Consider the following 25,480-nt stretch of genomic DNA (forward strand, 5'->3'; position numbering starts at 1 on the left):
GATGCCAGTAGCTGGAATTCTTTTAGAACAGCGGCCAGGGCACCGCAGGCATGTCACCGCTCGGAGCCGGAAACTGCCCGGCCGAGCGTAACCGCGCGCACCGCGCAGCTAGCGATACGATTTCGTCTGCGTCGAGCAAGCTTTCCAGGGCTCGGCCCAACTCACCATGCAACCCCTCGCTGACACGATCTATGCCGTTCTCTTCGTCCTCGGTTAGTGCGTCTCCACGCCATCCCCACAGCACCGTGCGCAGCTTGTGATCCTGGTGAAAGGTGAGCCCGTGGTCCACCCCGTGTCGGTGCCCGTCAGCCATAGCTAGGATGTGGTCGCCTTTGCGGTCGGCGTTGTTGACGATGTCATCGAACACTGCCATGTGTCTGAGTGCTGGCGAGTCTTCGTGAACGAGCGCGAGAATCCGTCCGTCCTGATCTTGTCCCTGAAGAACGTGTTTCCAACCCGTTTCCGGCATCTGGTCCGCCGCGATCAGGTTCACGGGTTTTTGGGCTGGATCTTGCTCTTGCCAAAGCTGCACCATGCCTTCGCCCAGCGGACCATCGCGCAGCCAGGTCTGGGGCACGATGCCCCAGCCGAGGGTCTGTGAGACCAGGTAGGCAGCCACCTCGCGGTGGGCCAGTTTGCCGTGGGGGAAATCCCAGAGCGGACTTTCGCCGGCTATCGGTTTATAGACAACCTCCACGTCACCGATGTTGCCAAGAAATGTGGCGTTTGAAGCCGTCGTGATGCGGCCGGTGAGAGTCAGCTCGTCGGTTAAAAGGTCCGGCGTTGCCATTAGGCCTCGGGAAGGGTGCAGATGTGTCCGTCAGCGTCTACGGGGTAACCGCAGAGGGGGCATGCCGGACGCCCGGCACCCACGATCTCGCGGGTGCGCTTGGCGAATGCGCGGGCGGTGCCGACGGGCATTCGCACGCGCAGCATTTCGGTCTCGTTAGCCCCGTCCTCATGAAGCGATTCGTCGTCGTCATCATCATCATCATCATCTTCGGAGTCGTCATCGGTGATCGGGTGCGCCTCAATGACGATTTGGGCCGTGGTGGGGTCCCACCCCAAGCTCATGGCCCCGGTGCGAAACTGCTCTTGGACGGCCTCGAGCGGATCATTGTCGACGAGTTCAACCGGAGTGCCCATGGGAATGCTGAAGGGGTTGCCTTCGACGGTGATGAGCTGGTCGAGAATTTCGTCGATCTTCTCCGCGAGCAGAGCCGACTGCTGCTTCTCCATGGCAATACTCACGATTTGCTTGCCTTCGCGCACCTGCAGGTAGAACGTGCGCGACCCCGGAAGGCCTATGACGCCAATGACGACCCGATCAGGCCAGGAAAACTCGTGAACTTGTGTACGCATGTCAGTATTCTAGGCTCATGAGCTTCACGGCGCCTTTAGACCCGCGCCGCCACCCACCGGGGCGTCGCCAGAATGGATGCCGTTCGACAACCACGACAGATCACCGGCATCGGTGTTGGTCGCGTAGACACTTGGCCGACCAGCACCGTAGCGCACAATCGATATGGAAGCGGGGCCCACGTTAATTCGCTGGAACAGGTCAAGGTGCATGCCGAGCGCGTCAGCGAGAATTGACTTGATGATGTCACCGTGACTCACTGCCGCCCACACGGCCCCTGGCCCGTGCTCGGATTCGAATGCTGAATCGTGGCGTCGAATTGCTGCCACGGACCTAGCCTGCATTGCGGCCAGGGATTCACCGCCCGGAAAGACGACGGCGGATGGTTGCGACTGGACAACCGGCCACAGTTCCTCGGTCATGAGATCGCTGAGCATGCGGCCCTGCCACTGGCCGTAATCGCACTCGGTGAGATCGAGGTCAACGGGAGCGTACGGCGAGCCAGCCTGACGATCGAGGATGAACTGAGCGGTCTGCTGACAACGCTCAAGAGGGCTCGACACCACTCCGACCAAAGGCACGGGCGCGAGCCGTTCTCCGGTCAGAGCCGCCTGGTCCCGCCCGATCGTATCCAGACTGACGCCGACAGCCCGACCGGCCAACAGCCCCGTGGCATTAGCTGTGGAGCGGCCGTGCCGCACGAGAATAACTGTTGCCATGCACCCAGCCTAACCACCCGCCCTCAATGAACCCAGCCCAGAAGCCGAGTGTCGCCAGCCCGAGGGCCACTTGGAGCTGATCGAGGCCGCTGCGGGAAGCCCGCTCGTGTTGCTGCAAGACAAGGAGCTGGGAGATTTCCAGAAGCTGTACGAAACTCCGCATGGCGCTTTGGTGTTGCGGCGGGACCAAGCGCCCCTGTCGCTCCGGGGCCAGACGCGGCGCGCTTACTCCACGTCCGGCTCCGGGGCGACCATGCGCTGCCTGTCCGCGTCGAGGTGCTCGAAGCGTTGCATCCTCAGACTGCGGCGTCCATCCCGCGGACCTTCAACCGCTCGCGCTGGTTCGGGTTGACCGAATCGCGGAACGGCATCTCGACCACGTTGGCGCTGACCGGCCGCCCGGGCTCTGATGCGTAGGAGTCGGGAAGGTGTATCCACAACTGTGTGCCGAGCGCAGCGAGAGCCACTGGAACCATTCCCATGGCAATGTTGGATTCCAATTCCGGGGAGTACCAGGGCGAGGTGACGTAGCCGATCGGATCGTCGTCCTGCGCGGCGCTGATCAGCCAGAAGTCGGGCGCATAGTCATTGATTGGCCGACCACCGAGCTTCAGGCCCACCAGTGTGTGGGTGTAGGGAGGTGATCCTGCTTCCACTGCGTTGCGAGCCGTCTCCAAGGCTGCTTTTCCGATGTAGTCCGTGTTCTTCTGCCGAGGTATCTGATAGCCCAGATTCACCTGGAACGGCAACGTCTCGGCATCCATGTCCTGGCCCCAGGACAGAATCCCTGCTGCGATCCGCCGGTGGTGTGCCGGAGCAACCACCATGAGGTTGTGACGTTTACCTGCTTCCAGAACGGCATTCCAGAGTTTTTCCGCGTGCAAGGTGGCGTCGAGGAGATAAATTTCGTACCCCTTCTCGCCGGTGAAGCCAGTCTGCGAAACGATGACCTCACACCCCTCAACCGACGCGGAGAGCAGCCCATAGGAGGGAATATCCGCAGCCGCATCTCCAATCAGGTCCACCATGAGGTCAACGGATTTCGGTCCCTGAATCTGCACGGGTGAAACGTCGATTTCCTCGATGGCTACATCGAATCGCTTGCCGACATTGACACCTTGAAGCCACAGCCATAGGTCTGAGTCGGAAATGCTGAACCAGAACTCGTCCTCGGCCACGCGAAGCAATACCGGGTCGTTGAGGATTCCGCCGGCTTCGTTGCACAGGATTACGTACCGCGCCCTCATCGGGGGAATCTTTGTGGCATCGCGCGTAATAACGAAGTCCACAAAGGCCTCGGCATCCGGGCCCTTGACCTGGATCTGCCGTTCCACGGCAACATTCCACATGGTGACGTGTTTGACCAGGGCCTCGTACTCGGCCATCATTCCGCCGTCTTCGGGCCGAATGTAGCCTCTCGGGTGGTAAATCCGGTTGTAAACCTGCGCACGCCAGCAGCCTGCTTCATGGGAAAGTTGCCAGTACGGTGATTTGCGGACCCGCGTATCGATCTGCATCTCCACCGGCGTTGGGCCGGATTGGCGGAGATTGATCGGAACGGTTCGGTCACGTTGGTCAACTGATGGAACATTGTCATGCATTGTGAACTCCCAATCGACTAGTTCAGGGGAATTGCAGACCGAAGCCGTCGGCCCAGTCTCATAAGGTGGAAGCCAAGCCCCTTAAGGCGAGTGTATGGTGCCGCCGATGTGGCAAGCAAGGGTAGTTATTGAACGCATCTCTGGCCACGCTCTCATCGCATGGCACACCTTCAACAGCTGGAACCCTGACTTGCGAAGTACGTCCCTGGGGAACTGCCTCACCTAGGCGGCCTGGGGCCGCAGCTATGCGACAGCGACAGCACATGTCCTTACCGAGCGGTCGTTCGAGACAATCGACCTCAACCGGGTGCAGCCTGAGCCTGGCACGCGCAACGTTGCATCGGTTCGTGTTCTCGAGAGGCTGGTTTTTACGTGCGGGGATCATGCGCGAGGACTGCATCGTCAAGGGTGAGGTGTCCGATTCCTGGGTGTACGGCTTATTGCGCAATGATGCGGGTATGCCGAACCGCGCGGGCAGCACATGGCTCCAACAAACCTCGGCGCGGTGATGGAATTCGGTGCAACGTCCTGGCGGCGGGAAGTGTCGTTTCAGCCTAAGTGGAGCTCGATCAGTGGGTGATCCGCGAAGATTTCGAGTATTAGCTCGAAGTACGACTTCCCGATTCCGTTCTGCAGATCCTCAAGATCAGACTGGATACCTTGCTGATTGAAGGAAGCCGGTTGAGACAACTCGTTGTGCAGCCACCGCTGTGTCTCTTAGAATCCGAGCGCATCACGGCTGTGGGCATGGTCGATCCAGACGAATGTATCGGGTGCGCCCTCGCGGATCTCGCCCTCAACGCGGTAGAGAACGTCGTTGAGCCCGTCTAGACTCGAGCCGAGGTGCCAGCCCCGGTCTGCCATCAGCTCCCGGTTGAACTGATCGTAGAGGTCGGAGATTCCGTGCACCGCGGCACCGTCGATTCGGTACTTTTTCATAGCTCGTCATCCTGCCCTAGCCTGTTTAATGCCAACAAACCACGAGACGCACTCCAGTCTCCAGTCGTTCGGAAACGCCAAGCCGCCTTGAACGCCTTTGCACGCAGTTCCGGGCTGCCTGCGAGAAGTGGTCATCGGGATCGATCGATGTGGCGCACGCGTGAGGGGTGCTGCGCCTTGTGGCGAAGCTACTGCGCCGATCCTGGACGCGCAGCGAGCTCCATCTCACCGGCGTAGGTCGTCGTGTTGTCGGTCAAACCAGTGGCAGGCTGCACTCCGTGCCCACCTCCTCAGCAGGGCACGGCGCGAGAAGCACACTGCCGGGAGTTTTCTCCGCGGCCCAGCGCCATATTTTGAAGGTGTTCAGGCTCCTGCTTCGTTGAATGGGGCCGCCAGGGTCAGCTGGTTCGGTGACCCGGCACAATCGCCGGGTGGCGCAGCCCTCTGCCATTTGACGTAGCCGCGCCGGCGCTGTGAGGATCAGCAGATGAAGAATCTACGCATGGCGGCACATTGAGCTTTTTTTCGTTCCACCTGGCGCACATGCCGCTGCTCACGGCAGCCGGTGGGCTCCTGCGGGCACCGAAGGCCGCTGGTCTGCGTCACATCGAGGTGCTCGCCGGGATGCAGCTGGGGGCGGCGGTGATCTCGCCGCGCCGGATGCAATTGCGGCGACTCGTGGTGTTCGCGGAGTGGGAAACTGAAGACGCCCTCGTCGACTTCCTTGCCAGGCACCCCTTGGGCCGGAAACTGAATGAGGGCTGGCACGTGCGGCTCGAATTCGTGCGTCGTTGGGGTGAAGTGCGCCAGTTCGAGAACTTGCAGGATGCGGAAGTGCCCTTGGGACTGGATGAGCCAGTGGTTGCCGTGACATTGGCCCGCATGCGTCTGCCCGAACTGCCCCGCTTTATCCACTGGGGGCGGCCCGTTGAGCGTCAGATCCGTGACCATCTTCAAGCAACACTCGCCATGGCTGCCATCCGTTTGCCGCGGACGGTTTCAACGTTCTCGATCTGGACCAGTACCCGTGCGATGACGGGGATGGTGTTTGGCCGTGATGATGGAGCATCTGCCGCTCGTCATACTGAAGCGATGACCGAACGCGAACGCCGGGATTTTCACCACGAGTTTACGACGCTTCGCTTCCGGCCCCTGTCGGAGCACGGCTCATGGGAAGGTCGGGAGCGCTACATTCCGTGGTCCGTTTAATTCTTCGTTCTCCGGGTCGCCGGGACTTGGGATGCACTGCACAGGTGGCCAAATCTTCGGCGATGCAGATGGCTGATGCGCCGCCCGGATCACTAGGGCGTTTCGGCATCATGGCGGCGCGCCTGCTGAACTTTCCTGAAGTCACCAACATCCTGAACCAGATTCTGGCGCTGGGTGGAAACGTGCTTTTAGGCGGACTGCTCATTGCTGCAGGTTTCCTGAGAGCCAACATCATGGTCTCCATCGTTGGTGCCGGAACGGCAGCCATCGTGATCTGTTGGGCGAGCATCGTGCTCTTCATCGCCATGGGCCTGAAGTACATGGGTCTGGTCGATTCCATCATCATCACGGCCTTCGGTGCAGTGGTGTACATCGCGGCCCTCTGGCCGTTGCGCCGCAGCTCGGTGGCGACCAGGGGGCTGCCTTGCTTGCCCTATCTCGCCGCTTTTGGCCGCATTGGTCTTCGCCTGTGGGCCAGGTGCCGGAGCACTGCTGATCCCGGTGGTGATCTATGGGCTGGCATTGGTGCTCATGGCCATGCTGTCCACCGGGCTCGGTGAACTCGCCGGGGTGGGCGGGGCGATCTTCCTGATCTCCGACGGGCTCATCGCGCTGCGCTCCTTCACCACGATGGAGCTGCCCGGAGCCTCATTCTGGATCATGCTCAGCTATGTGGTGGGCCAGGGCCTGATTGCCATGGAGGTCATACAGCGCACCGGCCGGGAGCATGGGGCACCCGCCCCCCGCCGCAGCCGCCCGTAGTCCTGAGTGGCCAACGGGAGAGCCCGGGGGACAGGGTTGCAGGTCAGGTCGCGTGCATGCATCTGGCCCCGCGCAGGGCGGCCGACATCAGCCGCTGCGTCATCGGGTGCTGTGGGGGGGTGCAACACCTGTGAGGTGGGCCCGAGTTCGACGACCGCGCCGTCGGCCATCACCATGACCCTGTCGCAACTCTGGGCGGCGACGGCGAGGTCGTGGGTGATGTGCAGGATCGCAGTGCCGTGCTGCCGGGCGAGATTCCCCATCAGCGCAGAGGCCTCGGAGCGCAGCGTGGCATCTAGCATGGCGGTGGGCTCATCGGCGAGGATCGCCGCGGGGCAGGTCGCTACGGCCCGGGCAAAGGCAACACGCTGGCGTTCATCACCGGAGAGCTCATGCGGGAACCGGCGCCCATAGCGCTCGGGGTCCAATTCCACCACTACAGGGGGACGCTATCTGGACCCTCATCGAGGCCGTCGGGGCGAGTGACAGGCATTCAAAACCCGATTTTTTTGCGTGAGATAAGGCACGTTTACCACCAGAATTCGCATTGGGACTAGAATGGTTAATTGGGTCAGTCGTGGCCCCGATCCCCGAGACCCAAAATTCTCTAGAAGAAGTGAGCCTTTTCGCATGTCAGATACCACCATCATTCGTCGCGAAGACCTGCGCAACGTCGCTATCGTTGCGCACGTTGACCACGGCAAGACCACTATGGTCAACGCAATGCTGCAGCACACCGGTGCATTCGACAGCCACGGTGAAACCGAAGATCGTGTGATGGACTCTGGCGAGCTTGAACGCGAAAAGGGCATCACCATCCTGGCCAAGAACACCACGGTGTTCTACGACGGCCCGGCCGCCAACGGCCACAACATGACCATGAACATCATTGACACCCCGGGTCACGCCGACTTCGGTGGCGAGGTCGAGCGCGGCCTGTCGATGGTCGACGGTGTCGTATTGCTCGTTGACGCTTCCGAAGGTCCGCTGCCGCAGACCCGCTTCGTGCTGCGCAAGGCCCTGGTTGCCAACCTCCCGGTCATCATCGTGGTCAACAAGACCGACCGCCCCGATGCCCGCATCGACGGAGTCGTCTCCGATTCCATGGATCTGCTGCTGGGCTTGGCCTCCGACTTGGCCGACGAGGCCCCGGACCTGGACCTGGACAAGATCCTGAACGTCCCGATCGTCTTCGCCTCGGGCAAGGCCGGACGCGCGTCGAACAACCAGCCCGCCGACGGCACCCTGCCGGACTGCGAGGACCTCGAGCCGTTGTTCGAGACCATCATCAAGCACGTACCGTCACCGACGTACACCGAAGGCGAAGTCCTTCAGGCACACGTCACCAACCTTGACGCTTCCCCGTTCCTGGGTCGTCTGGCACTGCTGCGCATCTTCAACGGCACCCTGCGCAAGGGCCAGCAGGTTGCTTGGGCCCGCCAGGACGGCACGATCAAGACCGTAAAGATCACCGAACTGTTGGCCACCAAGGGCCTGACCCGTGTTCCTGCCGAGGAAGCTGGACCGGGCGAGATCGTCGCCGTTGCAGGTATCGAAGACATCATGATCGGTGAAACCCTCACCGACCTGGAAAACCCGAAGCCACTGCCGTTGATCACCGTCGACCCGCCGGCCATCTCGATGACCATCGGTATCAACACCTCGCCGCTGGCCGGCAAGGTCAAGGGCGCCAAGGTCACCGCGCGACAGGTCAAGGATCGTCTGGACCGCGAGCTGATCGGTAACGTTTCGCTGAACATCCTGCCGACCGAGCGTCCGGACGCCTGGGAAGTTCAGGGTCGTGGCGAACTCGCTCTGGCCATCCTCGTGGAGCAGATGCGCCGCGAAGGCTTCGAACTGACCGTTGGCAAGCCACAGGTTGTCACCAAGGACATCGACGGCAAGGTCCACGAGCCGATGGAACTCATGACCATCGACGTGCCCGAGGAATACCTCGGCAACGTGACCCAGTTGCTGGCAGCCCGCAAGGGCCGCATGACCAATATGGCCAACCACGGCACCGGCTGGGTCCGCATGGAGTTCGTTGTTCCGGCACGTGGCCTGATCGGCTTCCGTACCCGCTTCATGACTGACACCCGCGGTGCAGGCATTGCCGCTTCGCTGGCCGAGGGCTACGAGCCGTGGCACGGTCCGATCGAATACCGCACCAACGGTTCGATCGTGGCTGACCGCTCCGGCGTCGTCACCCCGTTCGCGATGATCAACCTTCAGGAGCGCATGACCTTCTTCGTGCAGCCGACCTCCGAGGTCTACGAAGGCATGATCGTTGGCGAGAACTCACGCTCCGACGACATGGACGTGAATATCACCAAGGAAAAGAAGCTCACCAACATGCGTGCTGCTTCCTCGGACACCTTCGAGAACATGACCCCGCCGCGCCAGCTGACGCTGGAGGAATCCCTCGAATTCGCCCGTGAGGACGAATGCGTTGAGGTCACCCCGGACGCAGTGCGCATCCGCAAGCTCATCCTGAACGCCGGCGACCGCGCCAAGGCCAACCGTGCCCGGGCCAAGGCCTAACAAGGCCCCGGGTTCCGGCCCCGCGATCCTGCTCAACGTCCTGGCCGCCCTCGTGGCCGGGGCGTTGGCGGCCGTGGTCGGAACAATTTTGCATGCCTCGGTTGCCTACGTGGGGGAAACCCCGATCCCGTGGGGTGCAACCTTGGCGCTGTTGTTGACCGGCACTCTGGTCTACTGGGTGGGGCTGTTGCGCGGCAAGCTGTGGGTGAGCGCGTTAGCGGGCCTGGCGACGTACGTGTTCGTCGCGCTGATCTCTCTGGATCAAAACAACCAGATGATCGTCTCGACACAGTTTTATTCCGTTTTGCCCGGTCCGGCGTTGGCCGGCGGCATCTGGGTTTACGGCATCATCGTGCCTGTCATTGTGGCGATTTTGCTGGCTTCCAAACAACTGCGCCTCGCGGCACAGCCTGCACGCTGATCGCTTCCCCGTACGGGGATGAGCATCAGTAGTGCTCACCGCTACCGAATAAACAGCCCGGTCGTTTCCAATGTTTTGGAAACGACCGGGCTGTTTTTTGCCTTTGGAGGGGCCTGTCTACACCCGTTGCTTTGCCGAGTTCAAGTCCAAGTGGTGCGCCAGGAAGAGCGAGGTGGCAACCCCGTCGGGTTCGGCATCGCGCATGGCATAGTCCTCGATGACCGCCCGAATGCGCGACATCATTTCCTGTTGCGTGTCTTCGCTGAGCTTCAAACCCACACGCAGGACCTGGATTTCCTGCGGTGCCAGACCATCGATCTCCTGCAGGAAGGTATCGACAAGCAAGGGAGCAGCATCGGGCAGCTTAGTGCCCCAGGAGAGCTTGGTGCTGCGATATGGCACTTCCTTGGCGCCTCGATTTCCCCTGCGGGTTTCCTCGGCAACCAGAAAACCATTCGACAGCAACGTGCGCACGTGGTGCAACGATGTCGCCGGATTGATCTCCAGTAAGTCCGCTATTTCCTTGTTCGTCCGTGACTCGTGCAAGCACAGTCGCAGGATGCGAAGACGGAGTGGGGAGCTAAGCGCCCGAGCACGGGCCTGTACCTCTTCATCTGTGGCCATGGTTTCAGCATACGGGAATTTGCCCCACTGATTGAAACTTTCAAATCACATCGTGTGGCGATGACGGTGACCGAACCCCGCCTCGAGGTCTGCGCGGAGGAGGGGGTGGGACGGTCTTGGCATGGGTGATGGCGGATCGTTCGATGGCAACGATGCCGCCGCGGGTTTCAACTTCGGCATGCGTGTCTCCAATCACGAGCAGGTATCCCAGCGCATCACTGAATTGCTCGCCGTGGGTGCCGAGCTCATCGGGTTCCAGCCGATAACGAATGACCACGCGTGTCCCGATGACGGGCAGTGGAAAGAATTCCGGTTCCATGCCTCGAGTCTAGGCCTGCGCATCCGAGGGCCCGCCGAGTGTGTGGGCGATGACACATTCGGGTCGTGGGGACCTGCGCGGGCGGGCAAAGGGGGCCCAACGGTACTAAGCTGGTGGGGAGCATGCGTAAAGGCATGCGCCATGAGTCAACTGATCATGAATTCGTAGTGAAGAAAGGCCCCGGGTACTGTGACCTACATCATCGCCCAGCCGTGTGTCGACGTCAAAGACAAGGCATGCATCGAGGAATGCCCCGTGGATTGCATCTACGAGGGTGAACGCATGCTCTACATCCACCCCGACGAATGTGTCGACTGCGGTGCCTGCGAACCGGTGTGCCCGGTGGAGGCCATCTATTACGAAGACGACACCCCCGAACAATGGTCCGAGTACTACAAGGCCAACGTCGAGTTCTTCGACGAGGTCGGTTCCCCGGGCGGAGCCGCAAAGCTCGGAAACATGGGCATCGACCATCCGATCATCATCGCGCTTCCCCCGCAGGCCCAGGACTGATTCCCGAGATTATGCTGACGCTCCCTGATTACCCGTGGAACGCTCTTGCCCCCTATTTGGCGCGCGCCGCAGAACATCCCGACGGGGCCGTGAACCTGTCGATCGGCACGCCGGTTGATCCCACACCCGAGATCATCATGCAGGCGCTGCGCGAAGGCGCCAACGCCCCCGGGTACCCCACCACGCATGGCACCAGTGAGGTTCGCGAAGCCATCGCGCACTGGTACGAGCGCCGCCGCGACGTTCGCGGGCTGGACGCCCGAGACGTCATGCCCACCGTTGGGTCCAAGGAGCTGGTGGCGTGGCTGCCACTGTTGCTGGGCCTGGGTGCAGGTGACCTGGTGGTCCGCCCCACGGTCGCCTACCCGACCTATGGCATCGGCGCTCAATTGGCCGGAGCCGACTCGGTGGCAGCCGACTCGCTGGTGGAGCTCAGCGAAGCCGACCGGGCACGCGTGAAACTCGTCTGGGTTAACTCCCCGGGGAACCCCACCGGGATCATCCGCGGTGCTACGGAGCTCAAGGCCCTGGTTGACGATGCCCGGTCGCTGGGCGCCGTGGTGGCTTCGGACGAATGCTATGCGGAGCTCGGCTGGGGACAGCACGAGTCGGACGTGCCAAGCGTCCTTCACGCATCTGTCAGCGGTGGCAACCTGGATGATCTGTTGTCCGTGTATTCGCTGTCCAAGCAGTCGAACCTCGCCGGCTACCGGGCCGCCTTCGTCGCCGGTGCGCCCAACCTAATGCCCTCCTTGATCAACAACCGCAAGCACGCCGGGATGATCGTCCCGGCCCCCGTGCAATCGGCCATGGTCGCAGCCCTGGGCGACGACGAGCACGTAAAGGCGCAGAAAGACACCTACCGGGCACGCCGAGAGGCACTAGTCCCGGCGATCAACGCCTTCGGGCTGCGCATCGAAGACTCGGTCGGTGGGCTGTACCTGTGGTGCACCGCAGACGAAGACTGCTGGGTGACCATGGGCCGTTTGGCCGAGCTGGGCATCGTGGCCGGACCCGGCGCGTTTTATGGAATCGCAGGGGAAGAATTTGTGCGCATTGCGCTGACAGCCAGCGACGAACGGATAGCCAGCGCCGTCCAACGGTTGAATGCGGCAGCCTGAAAGATAAGCGTGACCCACCAATTAGTGTCAAGAGCCTACTAAACGGTAGCGTGACAGTGATTACTGACCATCGGATTCATCTGTATTCCGGTTAGGAGAGACAATGACGGATAACAATTCTGCTCAGCTCAGCTTCGGCGGCAACAACATCGAGCTTCCTGTTGTGCCCGCAGTAGAAGGCAATGACGGCTTTAACATCGCTCCCCTGTTGAAGGCGACGGGCGGTGTGACGTACGACCCCGGTTTCATGAATACCGCGGCGACCAAGTCCGCGATCACCTACATCGATGGCGACGCGGGTATCTTGCGCTACCGCGGCTACCCGATTGAACAGCTCGCCCAGAAGTCCAGCTTCCTGGAAACCAGCTACCTGCTGATCTACGGAAACCTTCCCTCTGCCACCGAGCTGGACGCCTTCGACCAGAAGATTCGGCGCCACACGCTGCTCCACGAGGAGCTCAAGGGCTTCTTCGGCGGATTCCCGCGCGAAGCACACCCGATGCCGGTGCTCTCCTCGGCCGTGACGGCCCTGTCGACCTGGTATCAGGATTCGCTGGATCCCTTTGACGAAGAGCAGGTGGAGCTCTCCACGATCCGCCTGCTGGCCAAAATGCCGGTACTTGCCGCCTACGCGCACAAGAAGTCCATTGGCCAGGCACTGCTCTACCCGGACAACTCGATGAACCTGGTCGAGAACTTCATGCGCCTGAGCTTCGGCCTGGCCGCTGAGCCGTACGACATGGATCCGGTCATCGTCAAGGCCCTGGACCAGCTGCTGATCCTGCATGCCGACCACGAGCAGAACTGCTCAACCGCCACCGTGCGCTTGGTCGGATCCTCGAACGCGAACATGTTCGCCTCGGTTTCCGCCGGCATTAATGCACTCTCGGGCCCCGCCCACGGCGGCGCCAACGAGGCCGTGTTGAAGATGCTGCGGCAGATCCAGAACGACGGCCTGAAGCCGGCCGACTTCATGGAGAAGGTCAAAAACAAGGAAGACGGCGTCCGCCTCATGGGCTTCGGACACCGCGTCTACAAGAACTACGACCCGCGGGCCAAGATCATCAAGTCCACGGCCCACGAGATCCTCTCGAAGCTCGGCGGCAACGACGAGCTGCTGGACATTGCGATGTCCCTGGAAGAGCGCGCACTGAGCGATGACTACTTCATCTCGCGCAAGCTCTACCCGAACGTGGACTTCTACACCGGGTTGATCTACAAGGCCATGGGGTTCCCGGAGAAGATGTTCACCGTGCTCTTCGCCATCGGCCGTCTGCCGGGCTGGATTGCCCAGTACCGCGAAATGCTGCAGGACCCGGAAATGAAGATCGGGCGCCCGCGCCAGCTCTACACCGGTGAACGCGAGCGCAACTACCCGAACCGCTAAACCGCGTTCGTGCCCTAGGGGCCGGCAGCAGGTGGAAGGAAGAATTTTCCTCACACCCGCTGCCGGCCCCTTTTGCTGCCCCCACGAATGCCGGCGCCCGAGAGCCTCCGGTGCGCTCGATGCGTGCCAGATCCCGGCCCGAAGCCCGTACCGCCAAAACCCGGCAACAGGGGCGTTATCGGGCGTATCCTTGGATCAGGCGAGGGTTCGGAAGGAAGCGGTGTGCCCAGATGGTGCAGGATTCTGGTTCGGGTTGGAAGGTTTCGGCCGATACCCACAAAGAAATGTTGCTGGCGCTGTACATTCGCGATCTGGCTGCCATCGAACCGCTGGGAGCCCCTTCCCTGGCCCCGCTGAGTCCTCGGGTCAAGCCCTCCGCAGCGCGAGAGCTCAACGGTGCCTCGGCCGGGGAACTGCGCCAGGAATGGCACAGCTGGTGGGAGAGCATCATCGCCGACACCCACCCGGACATCGACATCGAGCGGGAACCGGACTTCGCAGACTTCTCCGATTCCCCGAGCCTGCAGCACCTCTTGCGCGCGCACTACGGCAACGCCTACACCTGGACGCAACGCCGGCTGGGGGAGTATCAGGAGTACGCGCTGGATCACACCACGGAGCAGCTCGCACTTCTCGGCCAGCTCTTCGCCGAACGGGAGCTCGAAGGCAAGAACGTTTCTCAGATGCATCTGAAACTGGTGGAGTTGCCGCTGGCCGAACGCCGGGCGTGGTTTGTTGAACCGGACACCGTGATCCTCAGCCAGGAGCTGATGCGCGATGAAACGCTCTTTCGCAGTTACCTGGCCCCGATCATCGATCTGCTGACCTAGGCTCCACCGAGGGTGATCACGACGTACCCGTCGGTGGTCGCTGCGGGCACCCAACCGGCATCGGACCGGTTCCACACCAGCCCGGCGTAGGAGACCGACTCGCTGCCGTGCTGGGCCGCGGTGGCCACTGCCCACTGGGCCACGGCCCAGCCCGCTTTTCCGCTCACCTTGATCCGCACCCGGTTGTCTTCCAGCACCTCCGCCTGCTGACCCGTGGTTGCGGTGAAATCGGCGGCCAGGGCCTTGGCTGACCCGGGTTTGTCGCTTTGCCGCAGGGTGCAATTCAGCGTCGAGGGGGAGGCACCGGTCAGCGGGGAGGCGAACGCGGCAGCCTTCTCCTCGTGCTTGGCGTAGGCCTGCGGGTAGGCGGAACGCTGGACCTTCTGGGCGGCATCGGTCAACGCCATGGACCCATAGTCGAAGGTCTCAAGTTCCTGGAAAAAGCGGTCCGCGGCGTAGTGTGCGTCCATCACCTGCTCCTGGGTTCCCCAACCCATGGACGGGCGCTGCTGGAAGAGCCCGCGCGAATCGGGTCCGGCGTTATCTCCGTAGTCGATATTGGTGAGCTTTGATTCCTGCATCGCGGTCGCGATCCCGATGGTGGCAGCGCGCGTGGGCTGCCCGCGCCGGGTAGCGGTTGCGGCGATTACCGCGGCGTTGGCGGCCTGGTCGGGGGACAGGGTGTGCAGCGTCCCACCCACCAGTGCCGTGCATTTTGGTGTCACCGTGACCTGGTTCAGCCCGATGACGTGGATGGCGGCATAGAGTCCGCCGCCCACCAGCCCCATGGCCAGCAGGATCGCCAACAGTGTCCGTCCCACGCGGCGCGGACGCCGATGCCGGTGGTGCCTTTGCCTGCCCTCGGCCGTGCCCATGGCGAGCACACGGTGGTGCGGGTCAATTGGCATGTAGGACACTATTCAGTTCGACGTGTTGTCCGGCGCGCGGCAGTGCCTCGACGGTGCCGGTGATCGAGTTGCGGCGGAAGAGCAGATTCGGGACCCCGGAGAGCTCCACGGCCTTGACCACTTCGGTCCCCAACTGGACCCGGGTCCCGGCCGTGACATACAGCCCGGCCTCCACCACGCAGTCGTCCCCGATGGAGATCCCCACCCCCGAGTTGGCGCCCAACAGCACCCGCTTGCCCACTCCGATCCGTTGCTTGCCGCCGCCCGAGAGCGTACCCATGATCGAGGCGCCGCCGCCGACGTCGGAGCCATCGTCCACCACGACCGAGGCAGAGATCCGTCCCTCGACCATCGAGGTGCCCAGGGTGCCGGCGTTGAAGTTCACAAATCCCTCGTGCATGACGGTGGTGCCCGGAGCCAGATGGGCGCCGAGGCGGACCCGTCCGCCCTCGGCGATCCGCACCCCTGAAGGCACGACGTAGTCAAGCATCCGGGGGAACTTGTCCACCCCGTACACCGTCAAGGTGCCGCGGGAGCGCAGGCGCATCCGGGTCTTCTCAAAGCCGGCCACGGCGCAGGGACCGAAGCTGGTCCAGACGACGTTTTCCAGGAGGCCGAAGGCCCCCTCGAGGTTGACGTTGTTGGGGGTGACCAGGCGGTGGGAGAGCAGGTGCAGGCGCAGCCAGACATCGGGGGCATCTGCAGGAGCCACATCCAAGTTGATTTCCAGGGCGATGACTTTTTGGCTGGTGCCGCGCGCCTCATCTTCGCTGGCGACAGCCCGGAGATCCCTGGCGACCTGCGCGGCATCTTCCAACACGCCCATGACGGGATCCGGGAACCAAACATCCAGCACGGTGCCGTCCGGCCCATAGGTGGCTAGGCCGTGTGCGGAGGCAATCCGCAGGTCGTCATGTGCGACCTGGGTCAGTCGGGTATCTACCGGAGTCATGAACCAATCCTAGCGCGGTGACGGGGACTAACCTTGAATGGTGTCCAACGAACCCAGCCCCGAATCCACCGCCGCCCCTCAGGCTCTCCACGATCTGGACCTCACCGGCGACGTCGCCGATCTGACGGCCGCCCTGATGGACATCGAATCCGTCTCCGGCCAGGAGAGGGCACTGGCCGATACCCTCGAGGTAGCCCTGCGCCGCCTGGGGCATCTTCAGGTGCACCGCGACGGTGATGCGCTGGTCGCCAGGACCCTGTTGGGCCGCCCGGAGCGGGTGGTGCTGGCCGGGCACCTGGACACCGTCCCGCTGCCCACCACACCCGGAGCCCGCGGCACCGTGCCGGCCACGTGGGATGGTGCAACGCTCTATGGGCGCGGCGCCACGGACATGAAGGGCGGGGTGGCGGTGCAGCTGGCGCTTGCCGCCACGCTGCCGGACCCCAACCGCGATGTGACCTTCATCTTCTATGACCACGAAGAAGTCGAGGGCTCCAAATCCGGGCTCGGACGGCTGGCGCGCAACAGCCCGGAGCTGCTGGAAGGCGACTTCGCGATCCTGTTGGAGCCCACCAACGGCACGGTGGAGGGCGGATGCAACGGCACCAGCCGCTACAAGGTGCGCACCCGCGGCGTCGCGGCGCACTCGGCCCGAGCCTGGATGGGGGTCAACGCCATCCACGCGGCAGCACCCATCCTGGCGATCTTGGCCGATTACACCCCGGCGAGCGTTGACGTGGACGGACTGTCCTACCGTGAATCGCTCAACGCGGTGCGCATCAACGGCGGCATCGCCGGAAACGTGATCCCCGATGACTGCGAGGTCGAGGTCAACTACCGCTTCGCCCCGGACAAGGACCTGGCCGCGGCCCAAGCCCACGTTTTTGAACTCTTCCAGGGGTTCGAGATCGAGCGCACCGACGGAGCACCGGGGGCCAGACCCGGCCTGCAGCACCCCGCCGCGGCCTCCTTCGTGGCGGCCGTCGGACGCACACCGATGCCGAAGTTCGGCTGGACCGATGTCTCGCGCTTCTCCGCACTGGGGATCCCGGCGGTGAACTTCGGTCCGGGCGATGCGCTGCTGGCCCACTCCGATGACGAGCACGTCACCCGCGCGGCCATCCACGACTGCCTGGCCGCGTTGCGCCGCTGGCTCGGCGGGGCTCCGCAGGACACCGCCGAGCCAGCCGGGCGCTGAGACCGGCACGGCCCCGGATCCACGAGCAGAAAAAATCCGGCCCGCAGCCGGCCTCGTGAGATACGAAGCCGGCTGCGAGCCGGAGGGCAGGCTGCTGGATGGAAATCCGCGCCGAGGAAGCACCCTACGTGGTGGAGCCTCCGGGCAGCTTGGTGTTCACATCAGCGACCATGACGGGCACCGCCGGGTCCTCCGGTTCGGCCGCGCTGATGCCCCTGCTGCTGAGTCGGCGGGAAACCACCTCGGCCAACTTCGAAAGCGCGAAGTTGATCAGGATGAAGATGACCGCCGCCACCACAATGGCCTGCAGGACGTTGGAGTTGCCGGTGCCAATAAGCTTGGCGTTGAAGAGCAACTCGTTGTAGTTGATGATGTAGCCCAGAGCGGAGTCCTTCAGGATGACCACGAACTGGCCGATCAAGGCCGGCAGCATCGCGATCAGTGCCTGCGGGATCTCAATGCTGCGCAACGACTGCCCGCGGGTCAGGCCGATGGCGGTGCCTGCCTCGCGCTGGCCCTTGGGAAGGCCGAAGACGCCCGAGCGGATCAGCTCGGCAACCACCGAACCGTTGTAGAGGGTCAAACCCACCACGACGGCCACGAAGGGGGAATCTGCGGGCGGCACCAGACCGCTGCGCGCCAGGATGATCCAGAGGAAGATCATCATCAACAGCACCGGAACGGCGCGGAAGAACTCGACCACGATCGAACTGATCCAGTTGATCACCTTGTTGGTCGACAGCCGACCGATGCCGAAGATGAAGCCGAAGAGCATCGAGGTGACGATGGCAACTGCTGCTGCCTTCAGCGTGTTGAGCAGGCCCGGGAGCAGGTAGTTCTCCCAGATCGAGCCCTTGCCGAAGACCACCCATTTCTCGGGAGCCAGCTGGCCAGCCTCGTTCATCACCGCGTACAGGTAATAGACCAGGGCCAAGGCCAGGATCACACCGATGATGTTGACGATCAGGACGTTGCGGCGGGCCTTGGGACCCGGAGCATCGAAGAGTACGGATTCCGAGACTTTCATCGTGCCACCGCCAACTTCTTGGAAAGGTAGGTCGTCAGCACGCCCACCGGGATCACAACGATCACGAAGAGCACGGCAATGGTGAAGAAGATCAGGATGCCGACGTCTGATCGGATCTCCAGCATTTCTTTCATCACACCGGAAATTTCAGTCACCGAACCGGCGACCGCGACCGTGGTGTTCTTGATCAAGGCGATCAAGACGTTGCCCAACGGGGCAATGGCGCCGCGGAAGGCCTGGGGCAGGATGACCAGCCATGCGGCCGGCAGGAAGCTCAAGCCGATGGCTCGTGCTGCCTCGGCTTGGCCCAGCGGAACGGTATTGACTCCCGAACGGATCGCTTCGCAAACGAAGGCCGCATGATAAATCGACAGCCCGAGGATGGCGATTTGGAAGAAGTTCAGGTCGAAGTCTGAATTGAACTGGACTTGGAACACTCCGAAGAGCACCAGTACGCCGAACGCCATGATGATGGTCAGCGGGGTATTGCGGAAGATGTTCACGTAGGCGGTCCCGAAAGCACGGAAGCTTGGCACCGGCGAAATGCGCATCAAAGCCAGGATCGTGCCCAGGACCAGCGACGCTAGGGCTGCCCAGAAGGTGAGTTGAAGGTTGCCCCAAAACGCGGACAACATCTTCTCGCCGTATTGGTCCCATAGTGAAAGGTAGCCTTGCACGGCTTACTCCTTTGGGGTGCGGTTGGAAAGGGACTCATCCGGTGCGGGTTGCACGCCGGATGAGTCCCGGAAAAAATCAGTCAACGACTATGCGCAGGGCGCAGGCGTCGGCGGGTTCAGCTTGGCATTCGGGGTGTAGCCGGTGCCTTCGGTGTTGGCCTTGAGGGACTTCTCCCACTCGCCGGAATCGATCATCTTGGTGATGGCCGTGTTCACGTCCTCGCAGGTGGTGTTTTCCTTGTTCAGACCGACGCCGTACAGCTCCTCGGTGAAGGTGTTGCCAACGACCTTGAACTTGCCCTTGTTGGCTTCGGTAGCTGCCAGACCGGCCAAGATGATGTCATCGGTGGTGACTGCGTCGATGCCACCGGTTTCAAGGAGACCGAGGCAGTCGGCGTAGCCGCCCTGCTCTACGAGGGCTACACCTGGGTAGGTGTCGGAGACCTTCTTGGCCGAGGTGGAACCGGTGACCGAGCAAAGCTTCTTGCCCTTGAGGGTGTCCGGGCCGGTGATCGAGGAGTCGTCGGTGCGGACCAACAGATCCTGGCCTGCGACAAAGTATGGCCCGGCAAAGGCCACACGCTCCTTGCGGCTGTCGGTGATCGAGTAGGTTGCCAGGATCATGTCGACCTGATTGGTTTCCAACAAGGTTTCGCGGTTAGCCGACGGGGCGGAAACCCACTCGATCTTGTCTTCCGCGAAACCAAGCTCGTTGGCAACGTACTTAGCAACATCAACATCGAAGCCGGTGAACTTGTCGCCGTCCTTGAAGCCAAGGCCGGGCTGATCGAACTTGATGCCGATCTTGACGGTGTCGCCAGCGCCGGCTTCGTCGCCGGAACCACCACAGCCGGTCAGTGCCAGCGCCGCGGCTGCTGCCATAGCGGCTACTGCTGAAATGCGGGACTTACGCATCGTTTCTCCTTGTTGTATCCGAGGACGAGAGCGAGTTTTCGCGTCCTTCGAGTCAAAATGATTCAGTTGTTGGTTGGTCAGTTCGTGATGAGCTTGCCGAGGAAATCCTTGGCACGAGCGCTCGTCGGGTTGGTGAAGAACTGCTCGGGGGTTGCTTCTTCGACGATCTGGCCGTCGGCCATGAAGATCACGCGGTCAGCAGCCTTGCGGGCGAAACCCATCTCGTGGGTCACCACGATCATGGTCATGCCTTCCTTGGCCAGGCCGATCATGGTGTCAAGGACCTCATTGATCATTTCCGGATCAAGTGCAGAGGTCGGCTCGTCAAAGAGCATCACCTTGGGGCGCATGGCCAGCGCGCGGGCAATGGCCACACGCTGCTGCTGTCCGCCGGAGAGCTGCGCAGGCAGCTTGTCCTTTTGGTTGGCAACTCCAACCCGTTCCAGCAAGGACATGGCGAGCTTGTCGGCTTCGGCCTTCTTCATGCCTTTGGCCTTGATCGGACCGAGGGTGACATTTTCCAAAATCGTCTTGTGTGCAAAAAGATTGAATGACTGGAAGACCATGCCGACATCGGCACGGAGCTTAGCCAAGGCCTTGCCTTCTTCGGGCAGGACCTTTCCATCGATCTCGATGGAACCGTCATCAATGGTTTCCAACCGGTTGATAGTCCGGCACAAGGTCGATTTGCCCGAGCCGGATGGGCCCAAGACAACAACAACCTCACCCTTGGTGACTTCAAGATTGATGTTCTGTAGAACATGCAAAGGGCCATAGTGCTTATTAACGGCAGAAAGCTTGACGATTGGAGTCAAGTCCGCCATAGCGCTAGTCGAGTGGGAATCAGTGCTCATGACATGAACCCTATCCGAAGTGACCCTCTTCACGCCCGTTATTAGGGGGGCGATGCCAAATCTTGTCCAAACTCGGTCGCGACAAGGGTCGTGTCGGTCAGGACAGCCGATACAGTGGTGGGCATGCAGCGCCAGAACCAGCAAGCGAAAAACTTCGATTCACTGCCCGACCCGGCACGCCGAAAGGGCTCGGTCGTCCTGCGACGCGGGCAGGCCCAAACGGAACAGTCGGACAGTTATCTGCTCGACACGCGGGAGGACCAGGACTTCACGCACACGGACCCGTGGCGGGTCCTGCGCATCCAGGCCGAATTTGTTGAGGGATTTGGGGCGCTGGCAGGCCTGGGTCCTGCAATCAGCGTGTTTGGATCTGCCCGGACCAGCCGCGGATCCGAACGCTATCTGCAAGCGGAGAAGATCGGCGAGCTGATTGCTTCAGCCGGTGTTGCCGTGATTACCGGTGGCGGGCCAGGAGCCATGGAAGCTGCGAACAAGGGAGCAGTTTCCGCCGGCGGGGTCTCCGTGGGCTTGGGCATTGAGCTTCCTTTTGAAACGGGGCTCAACGAATGGGTAGACCTCGGTATTAACTTCCGCTACTTCTTTGCCAGGAAGACGATGTTTGTAAAGTACTCGCAGGGTTTCATCGTGTTGCCCGGCGGATACGGAACATTGGATGAACTCTTTGAGGCATTAACGCTCGTGCAGACCGAAAAGGTCACGGGATTCCCCATTGTTTTGGTAGGCACAAGCTACTGGCTTCCGCTATTGGAATGGTTGAGAAACACCGTTGCCGAAGAAGGTGCCATTTCGGTTGCCGATCTCGACCTGATTCAACTCACCGATGATATCGAAGAAGCCGTGGATATCGTGGTCAATTCGGCCCGTCCAAATGGTTTTATTGTGGAGAAATAGGGTCCTCGCGTCCCCGTCCCTGCATCGAAGGAGTATCGATTGGTCTACATGTTATTGGTTATCGCCATCATCATATTGGGCACAGCGGTGTGTCTAGGTGTGGGTACCAGGCGTAACCGCGACGTGCAGGAAGGCCGCCGATTCGAGCCCTTCCGCGGGCCCATCCAGGGCCTGGTCGAACCCGTTGCCAGCCTGCCTCCGGTACTACTTCCCGAAGACCCCGGTGCCGCCGATATCGAGTCGGTTCAGTTTTCACTGGGCCTGAGGGGATACCGCTGCGACCAGGTCGATGAAGTTCTCGATGTCCTTTCGGCCGAGATTTCCAGGTTGCATGAGGTCATCGCGGCACACGGAAAAGAAGCTGTGATTAGCAACACGAGCGTTTCTTCGGAATAATAGAAGATAGCAAGTTGAAAGCGGAAACCCAATCGTGGGATCCGCGGATTAACTCACCATCGGGTGAAGGCCTACAGGTCCTTCATCTCAAATGAAAGGGAACAGCGCTCATGGCTGCGATGAAACCACGTACCGGGGACGGTCCCATGGAGGTCACCAAGGAAGGCCGTAGCCTAATCATGCGCGTACCGATTGACGGTGGCGGACGACTGGTTGTTGAGCTCAACGCGGACGAAGCCGCTGAGCTGCGTGAATGCTTGGTAGGTGCCACCGAGTAGCGCTCGTGCTCTAAATACTGAGGGGCGGGCACCTGGCCGGGTGCCCGCCCCTCAGTATGTCATGGGCCAGCGGATAACCGGCGAAACTAGCTCACCCGAGCAGCGAGATGCAGGCCGAGTCCGGTGGGCACAATGGTGCTGACAAAGCGTTCGTCATCGCGCAGCATCCTGTTGGCGTTTCGAGTGGCCACGGTGCTTGTCTGGCGCAGCGCCGGCTTGGGCACGCGGTGCTGGTCAAAAGCATCGTGCATGACCACCAGGCCGCCGATTCGCACTAGACGGATGGCCTGAGTGGTGTATTCCAGCAGATGCGCTTTATCGGCGTCGATGAAGACCAAATCGTAGGCCCCATCGGTCAGCCTCGGCAGCACCGTCTGGGCGCGGCCGGAAATGGCTCGGGTCCGCGAGGAATCAAAGCCAGCATCATGGAATGCTTCTCGGGCGGCCGCCAAGTGGTCGACATCGATGTCGATGGTTGTCAGAGCCGCATGTTTGCCGGCACCGCGCAGCAAGCAGGTTCCAGAGATGCCAACCCCGGTGCCGATTTCCACCAGGTTTCGTGCCCCGGAGATGGCGGCAAGCACGGTAAGGAAACCCCCTGTAGCTACCCCGACCGATTCGACGCCCAGCTCGCGGCCGCGTTCGCGGGCACGCTCGAGCACAGCATCCTCTGTGGCCTGAGCCTGTGCGTATGTCCAGCTGCTGAATATGTCCAGGTTCATGGGAGTGGGGCAGATCCTTTACGGTGTGAAGTGTCGTCGGTGCGGAAAATGCTCCGACGGTGCGGCGGGGCATGACCCTCGGCTGGGAAGCCGTTCGAATCATCTTATCCCCGCTCTGGACGCCGGCGGTTGGAAGCCAATCAAAGTCGCGGCACAGCCTGCTTTCAGCTTCCGCTCAGGAGGCTGCGCAAGACTTGTTGTCGTGAACGCATTGAAGATGTCTTTGACCAGCGAGGTACGCTCCCGCGAGGAGCCTGCCGAGCTGACGGTTCCCACGTGGGACGAAATCGTCAGGGACCATTCGCCACGGGTCTACCGTCTGGCCTACCGGCTGACCGGAAACCGTCAGGACGCCGAGGACTTGGCCCAGGAGACTTTCGTTCGGGTCTTCCGTTCGCTGCACACCTTCACCCCCGGAACCATCGGCGGCTGGCTGCATCGCATCACCACCAACCTCTTCTTGGATCAGGCCCGCCGGAAATCTAAGATTCGCTTTGACGGACTGACCGAAGACGCCGAAGCTAAGATCCCAGGAACCGCCCCGGGCCCGGAACGTAGCTTCGAATACAACAACCTCGATCTCGACGTGCAGGCCGCACTGGATGCGTTGGCCCCGGATTTCCGTGCCGCGGTGGTGCTGTGCGACCTCGAGGGGCTCTCTTACGAAGAAGTCGCCGAAGCACTGAACGTCAAGCTCGGAACCGTTCGCTCACGCATTCACCGCGGACGTGGGATGCTGCGTGAAAAGCTACCGCACCGCAATCCAGCTGTTCGAGCCCCGGCAACGATGTCGTTGCCGAAGATTCGGCGGACGATCCCAGGGGTGCGCTAAGGCATGGATCGTTATGGACGCTGGATCGATGACTACGCGGCGGGGCGTGTGCGCGGACGACGGGCGCGGGCCATTGCACGACATGTGGGGCACTGTGCCGAATGCTCGAGCGCATTAGCCCGGAAAATGCCCGAGACTTCCTCTGAACAGCTGGTCGCGCCACCGGTGCAGTTGAGCGCACAGACACTCTTGGGAGCCCGGTATTCGTTGCCTCCGGAGAACGAATCCAGTCGACGACACTCCATCGCCTTTGTGCCGATCACGGTCTTGGCCATGGTCTTCGCGCTGGTTGCCGCCATGGCCGCAACATCGTGGGTTCTTGGTGCCCCGGCGGCCCAGGGCGCCCCGGAGCAGGACCCCGCCGCGTCATGGAGCGCCGAGGCCCAAAGCCTTGATGCAGAGGCCATCACCCGCTTGCGTCAGGACGGCTGGACCTGCCCGGTCATCGAAACCGCGGGATTCACTCTGGCTTCTGCTTCCGGCGTGCTGGAAAGCGGCGAGGCAACAGCCACGCTGGTGCTCAGCGATGGCAAGCACCGTATCGAACTGGCTGAGACCCGGATGGTATCCGGAGCACCCACTCCGGCGATGCATAAATCCGTGGCCGCGCAGACGAGCACCGATCCGTCCTCGGGCATGCTCACCGAGCTGGGCCATCGGCTGGGTGCCAAGGCGGCAGCTGCTGTCAGTTATGGCGACGGCACCGCGACCCTGAACCTTGAAGAAGTGAAGTACGAAATCACCACGGACCTTTCCAAGTCCGATGTGGAGGGCATCCTGCAACGGCTCGTCGTCTCCGAGCACACTCGCGTCGGGTCCATGGACCAGCAGAGCACCGAGAACATTTCCGAACGTCTGCTGCGGGGCTTCTCCAGGCTCATGGTTTTGGACTTCAAGTAGGAACTGGCCTTGGCAAAGCACGAAAGCAGGTAGTCTACAAGAGTGTTTTTGGGAATCAATGGCAGTGAATTCATAGTGCTCGCGGTGCTGGCAGTGGTTATTCTGGGACCCGAAAAACTCCCCGAATACGCCGCACAGCTGGCGCGGCTGGTCAAGGAACTGCGACGCATGGCCACCGGCGCGAAGGAACAACTGCGCGAGGAAGTCGGAGACGATATCGCCGACATGGACTGGCGCAAACTCGACCCACGCCAATATGACCCGCGCAAGATCATCAAGGACGCGTTGCTCGACGACTTTGAGGACGCGGTATCCGCGGCGAAAGAAGCCCCCGCCATTTCGCACAAGCCGGTGGCGCTAGTCCGCACTGTGCCGCTGGCCGCACATGAGCCGGCACCGTTTGACAGCGAAGCGACCTAAAGAGCACCCCATTGATTTGCTTCTGGCTCCTGCAGGGCCAGCTGAGAAGGGCGGCATCCCCGATAGTCGAGGATGCCGCCCTTGCTCTGTCCTGTGGATCATGCCGTGGCGGGGTCCAGCGGGCCCGTGGGGCTCATCGCGCG

The 25,480-nt window shown here is 61.8% G+C and carries 31 protein-coding genes and 1 pseudogene; 17 read left to right on the plus strand and 15 right to left on the minus strand.

Annotation, left to right across the window (positions count from 1 at the left end):
- Positions 1-22: 22 nt before the first annotated feature.
- The 4 genes from ADIAG_RS03485 to ADIAG_RS03500 all read right to left on the minus strand — a co-directional run bounded on the left by ADIAG_RS03485 (position 23) and on the right by ADIAG_RS03500 (position 3,467).
- Complete coding sequence (locus ADIAG_RS03485; RefSeq protein WP_007269922.1) at positions 23-790, minus strand: SCO1664 family protein; 768 nt, start codon at positions 788-790, stop codon at positions 23-25.
- Entirely contained in the window at positions 790-1,362 is a 573-nt protein-coding gene (locus ADIAG_RS03490) for a DUF3090 domain-containing protein (protein WP_007269923.1), read from the minus strand. Before ADIAG_RS03490 ends, ADIAG_RS03485 begins: the two co-directional genes overlap by 1 nt.
- A gap of 24 nt (positions 1,363-1,386) precedes the next feature.
- Positions 1,387-2,079, minus strand: a complete 693-nt coding sequence (locus ADIAG_RS03495) for a histidine phosphatase family protein (RefSeq protein ID WP_007269924.1) — start codon at positions 2,077-2,079, stop codon at positions 1,387-1,389.
- 296 nt (positions 2,080-2,375) lie between these two features.
- Positions 2,376-3,467, minus strand: coding sequence for a glycine cleavage T C-terminal barrel domain-containing protein (locus tag ADIAG_RS03500; protein WP_235045821.1), 1,092 nt, complete (start codon positions 3,465-3,467; stop codon positions 2,376-2,378).
- A 454-nt stretch (positions 3,468-3,921) separates the two neighbouring features.
- On the opposite strand from ADIAG_RS03500, the pseudogene ADIAG_RS22605 reads away from it, so the two are divergent.
- Positions 3,922-4,092, plus strand: a pseudogene (locus tag ADIAG_RS22605) (hypothetical protein); the annotation flags it as partial.
- Positions 4,093-4,397: 305 nt separating this feature from the next.
- Here ADIAG_RS22605 and ADIAG_RS19895 read toward each other — a convergent pair.
- Complete coding sequence (locus tag ADIAG_RS19895) at positions 4,398-4,619, minus strand: barstar family protein (RefSeq protein WP_007269926.1); 222 nt, start codon at positions 4,617-4,619, stop codon at positions 4,398-4,400.
- Between the two features lie 513 nt (positions 4,620-5,132).
- Here ADIAG_RS19895 and ADIAG_RS03510 point away from each other — a divergent pair.
- The 3 genes from ADIAG_RS03510 to ADIAG_RS20715 all read left to right on the plus strand — a co-directional run bounded on the left by ADIAG_RS03510 (position 5,133) and on the right by ADIAG_RS20715 (position 6,590).
- On the plus strand, positions 5,133-5,828 hold the full coding sequence (locus tag ADIAG_RS03510; protein ID WP_007269927.1) for a hypothetical protein: 696 nt from the start codon (positions 5,133-5,135) through the stop codon (positions 5,826-5,828).
- 68 nt (positions 5,829-5,896) lie between these two features.
- Positions 5,897-6,388: a hypothetical protein gene (locus ADIAG_RS21800; protein WP_200859370.1), complete on the plus strand. Its 492-nt coding sequence runs from the start codon at positions 5,897-5,899 to the stop codon at positions 6,386-6,388.
- Positions 6,285-6,590: a lysoplasmalogenase family protein gene (locus tag ADIAG_RS20715; protein ID WP_407636048.1), complete on the plus strand. Its 306-nt coding sequence runs from the start codon at positions 6,285-6,287 to the stop codon at positions 6,588-6,590. The genes ADIAG_RS21800 and ADIAG_RS20715 overlap by 104 nt, the downstream gene beginning before the upstream one ends.
- On the opposite strand, the gene ADIAG_RS22610 is transcribed toward ADIAG_RS20715, so the two are convergent.
- Positions 6,497-7,027 carry an ATP-binding cassette domain-containing protein gene (locus ADIAG_RS22610; protein ID WP_007269930.1) on the minus strand — a complete coding sequence of 177 codons (531 nt, stop codon included), beginning with the start codon at positions 7,025-7,027 and terminating at the stop codon, positions 6,497-6,499. The genes ADIAG_RS20715 and ADIAG_RS22610 overlap by 94 nt on opposite strands.
- Positions 7,028-7,220: 193 nt before the next feature.
- Here ADIAG_RS22610 and typA point away from each other — a divergent pair, with 193 nt between their 5' ends.
- Positions 7,221-9,131, plus strand: coding sequence for a translational GTPase TypA (gene typA / locus ADIAG_RS03520; protein ID WP_007269931.1), 1,911 nt, complete (start codon positions 7,221-7,223; stop codon positions 9,129-9,131).
- Positions 9,112-9,552, plus strand: coding sequence for a hypothetical protein (locus tag ADIAG_RS03525; RefSeq protein WP_007269932.1), 441 nt, complete (start codon positions 9,112-9,114; stop codon positions 9,550-9,552). The genes typA and ADIAG_RS03525 overlap by 20 nt, the downstream gene beginning before the upstream one ends.
- Positions 9,553-9,669: 117 nt before the next feature.
- On the opposite strand, the gene ADIAG_RS03530 is transcribed toward ADIAG_RS03525, so the two are convergent.
- Together ADIAG_RS03530 and ADIAG_RS03535 are read right to left on the minus strand one after the other, a co-directional pair.
- On the minus strand, positions 9,670-10,176 hold the full coding sequence (locus tag ADIAG_RS03530; protein ID WP_007269933.1) for a helix-turn-helix domain-containing protein: 507 nt from the start codon (positions 10,174-10,176) through the stop codon (positions 9,670-9,672).
- A 40-nt stretch (positions 10,177-10,216) separates the two neighbouring features.
- Entirely contained in the window at positions 10,217-10,495 is a 279-nt protein-coding gene (locus ADIAG_RS03535; protein WP_043473240.1) for a putative acetyltransferase, read from the minus strand.
- Between the two features lie 189 nt (positions 10,496-10,684).
- Here ADIAG_RS03535 and fdxA point away from each other — a divergent pair, with 189 nt between their 5' ends.
- The 4 genes from fdxA (at position 10,685) to ADIAG_RS03555 (ending at position 14,346) form a co-directional block, all read left to right on the plus strand.
- A complete protein-coding gene (fdxA, locus tag ADIAG_RS03540) occupies positions 10,685-11,008 on the plus strand; it encodes a ferredoxin (RefSeq protein WP_007269935.1) in 324 nt (107 codons plus the stop codon).
- A gap of 11 nt (positions 11,009-11,019) precedes the next feature.
- Positions 11,020-12,129, plus strand: coding sequence for a succinyldiaminopimelate transaminase (gene dapC, locus ADIAG_RS03545; RefSeq protein ID WP_007269936.1), 1,110 nt, complete (start codon positions 11,020-11,022; stop codon positions 12,127-12,129).
- A 103-nt stretch (positions 12,130-12,232) separates the two neighbouring features.
- Positions 12,233-13,516, plus strand: a complete 1,284-nt coding sequence (locus tag ADIAG_RS03550; RefSeq protein ID WP_007269937.1) for a citrate synthase — start codon at positions 12,233-12,235, stop codon at positions 13,514-13,516.
- A gap of 230 nt (positions 13,517-13,746) precedes the next feature.
- Positions 13,747-14,346, plus strand: coding sequence for a hypothetical protein (locus ADIAG_RS03555; protein ID WP_007269938.1), 600 nt, complete (start codon positions 13,747-13,749; stop codon positions 14,344-14,346).
- On the opposite strand, the gene ADIAG_RS03560 is transcribed toward ADIAG_RS03555, so the two are convergent.
- Together ADIAG_RS03560 and dapD are read right to left on the minus strand one after the other, a co-directional pair.
- Positions 14,343-15,254, minus strand: a complete 912-nt coding sequence (locus tag ADIAG_RS03560; RefSeq protein ID WP_007269939.1) for a hypothetical protein — start codon at positions 15,252-15,254, stop codon at positions 14,343-14,345. The two genes, ADIAG_RS03555 and ADIAG_RS03560, sit on opposite strands and share 4 nt — an antisense overlap.
- Positions 15,244-16,206: a 2,3,4,5-tetrahydropyridine-2,6-dicarboxylate N-succinyltransferase gene (dapD, locus tag ADIAG_RS03565; protein ID WP_007269940.1), complete on the minus strand. Its 963-nt coding sequence runs from the start codon at positions 16,204-16,206 to the stop codon at positions 15,244-15,246. Before dapD ends, ADIAG_RS03560 begins: the two co-directional genes overlap by 11 nt.
- A gap of 37 nt (positions 16,207-16,243) precedes the next feature.
- Between dapD and dapE the strand changes: the two genes are divergently transcribed.
- On the plus strand, positions 16,244-17,404 hold the full coding sequence (dapE, locus tag ADIAG_RS03570; RefSeq protein WP_007269941.1) for a succinyl-diaminopimelate desuccinylase: 1,161 nt from the start codon (positions 16,244-16,246) through the stop codon (positions 17,402-17,404).
- 124 nt (positions 17,405-17,528) lie between these two features.
- Here the strand turns inward: dapE and ADIAG_RS03575 are convergent, their stop codons facing one another.
- From ADIAG_RS03575 to ADIAG_RS03590, 4 genes are all read right to left on the minus strand, one after another.
- Positions 17,529-18,431 carry an amino acid ABC transporter permease gene (locus ADIAG_RS03575; protein ID WP_007269942.1) on the minus strand — a complete coding sequence of 301 codons (903 nt, stop codon included), beginning with the start codon at positions 18,429-18,431 and terminating at the stop codon, positions 17,529-17,531.
- Positions 18,428-19,108 (minus strand): amino acid ABC transporter permease, encoded by a 681-nt coding sequence (locus ADIAG_RS03580; protein WP_007269943.1) that lies wholly within the window; start codon positions 19,106-19,108, stop codon positions 18,428-18,430. Before ADIAG_RS03580 ends, ADIAG_RS03575 begins: the two co-directional genes overlap by 4 nt.
- Positions 19,109-19,195: 87 nt before the next feature.
- Positions 19,196-20,023, minus strand: coding sequence for a glutamate ABC transporter substrate-binding protein (locus ADIAG_RS03585; protein ID WP_007269944.1), 828 nt, complete (start codon positions 20,021-20,023; stop codon positions 19,196-19,198).
- Between the two features lie 77 nt (positions 20,024-20,100).
- Positions 20,101-20,877 carry an amino acid ABC transporter ATP-binding protein gene (locus ADIAG_RS03590; RefSeq protein WP_007269945.1) on the minus strand — a complete coding sequence of 259 codons (777 nt, stop codon included), beginning with the start codon at positions 20,875-20,877 and terminating at the stop codon, positions 20,101-20,103.
- A 123-nt stretch (positions 20,878-21,000) separates the two neighbouring features.
- On the opposite strand from ADIAG_RS03590, the gene ADIAG_RS03595 reads away from it, so the two are divergent.
- The 3 genes from ADIAG_RS03595 to ADIAG_RS20720 all read left to right on the plus strand — a co-directional run bounded on the left by ADIAG_RS03595 (position 21,001) and on the right by ADIAG_RS20720 (position 22,463).
- Entirely contained in the window at positions 21,001-21,789 is a 789-nt protein-coding gene (locus ADIAG_RS03595; protein ID WP_043473428.1) for an LOG family protein, read from the plus strand.
- A 48-nt stretch (positions 21,790-21,837) separates the two neighbouring features.
- Positions 21,838-22,185, plus strand: coding sequence for a DivIVA domain-containing protein (locus tag ADIAG_RS03600; protein WP_007269947.1), 348 nt, complete (start codon positions 21,838-21,840; stop codon positions 22,183-22,185).
- A 110-nt stretch (positions 22,186-22,295) separates the two neighbouring features.
- On the plus strand, positions 22,296-22,463 hold the full coding sequence (locus ADIAG_RS20720) for a DUF3117 domain-containing protein (protein ID WP_007269948.1): 168 nt from the start codon (positions 22,296-22,298) through the stop codon (positions 22,461-22,463).
- A gap of 86 nt (positions 22,464-22,549) precedes the next feature.
- On the opposite strand, the gene ADIAG_RS03605 is transcribed toward ADIAG_RS20720, so the two are convergent.
- Positions 22,550-23,185: an O-methyltransferase gene (locus ADIAG_RS03605; protein WP_007269949.1), complete on the minus strand. Its 636-nt coding sequence runs from the start codon at positions 23,183-23,185 to the stop codon at positions 22,550-22,552.
- 217 nt (positions 23,186-23,402) lie between these two features.
- Between ADIAG_RS03605 and sigE the strand changes: the two genes are divergently transcribed.
- Genes sigE through ADIAG_RS03620 form a run of 3 tightly spaced genes read left to right on the plus strand, consistent with a single transcriptional unit; the run spans position 23,403 to position 25,337 of the window.
- Positions 23,403-24,017, plus strand: coding sequence for an RNA polymerase sigma factor SigE (sigE, locus tag ADIAG_RS03610; RefSeq protein WP_007269950.1), 615 nt, complete (start codon positions 23,403-23,405; stop codon positions 24,015-24,017).
- 3 nt (positions 24,018-24,020) lie between these two features.
- A complete protein-coding gene (locus tag ADIAG_RS03615) occupies positions 24,021-24,917 on the plus strand; it encodes a hypothetical protein (RefSeq protein WP_007269951.1) in 897 nt (298 codons plus the stop codon).
- Between the two features lie 42 nt (positions 24,918-24,959).
- Positions 24,960-25,337, plus strand: a complete 378-nt coding sequence (locus tag ADIAG_RS03620; protein ID WP_007269952.1) for a sec-independent translocase — start codon at positions 24,960-24,962, stop codon at positions 25,335-25,337.
- The last annotated feature ends 143 nt before the right edge of the window (positions 25,338-25,480 follow it).

The sequence above is a fragment of the Paeniglutamicibacter gangotriensis Lz1y genome (assembly GCF_000348945.1).
GTDB classification, from domain to species: domain Bacteria; phylum Actinomycetota; class Actinomycetes; order Actinomycetales; family Micrococcaceae; genus Paeniglutamicibacter; species Paeniglutamicibacter gangotriensis.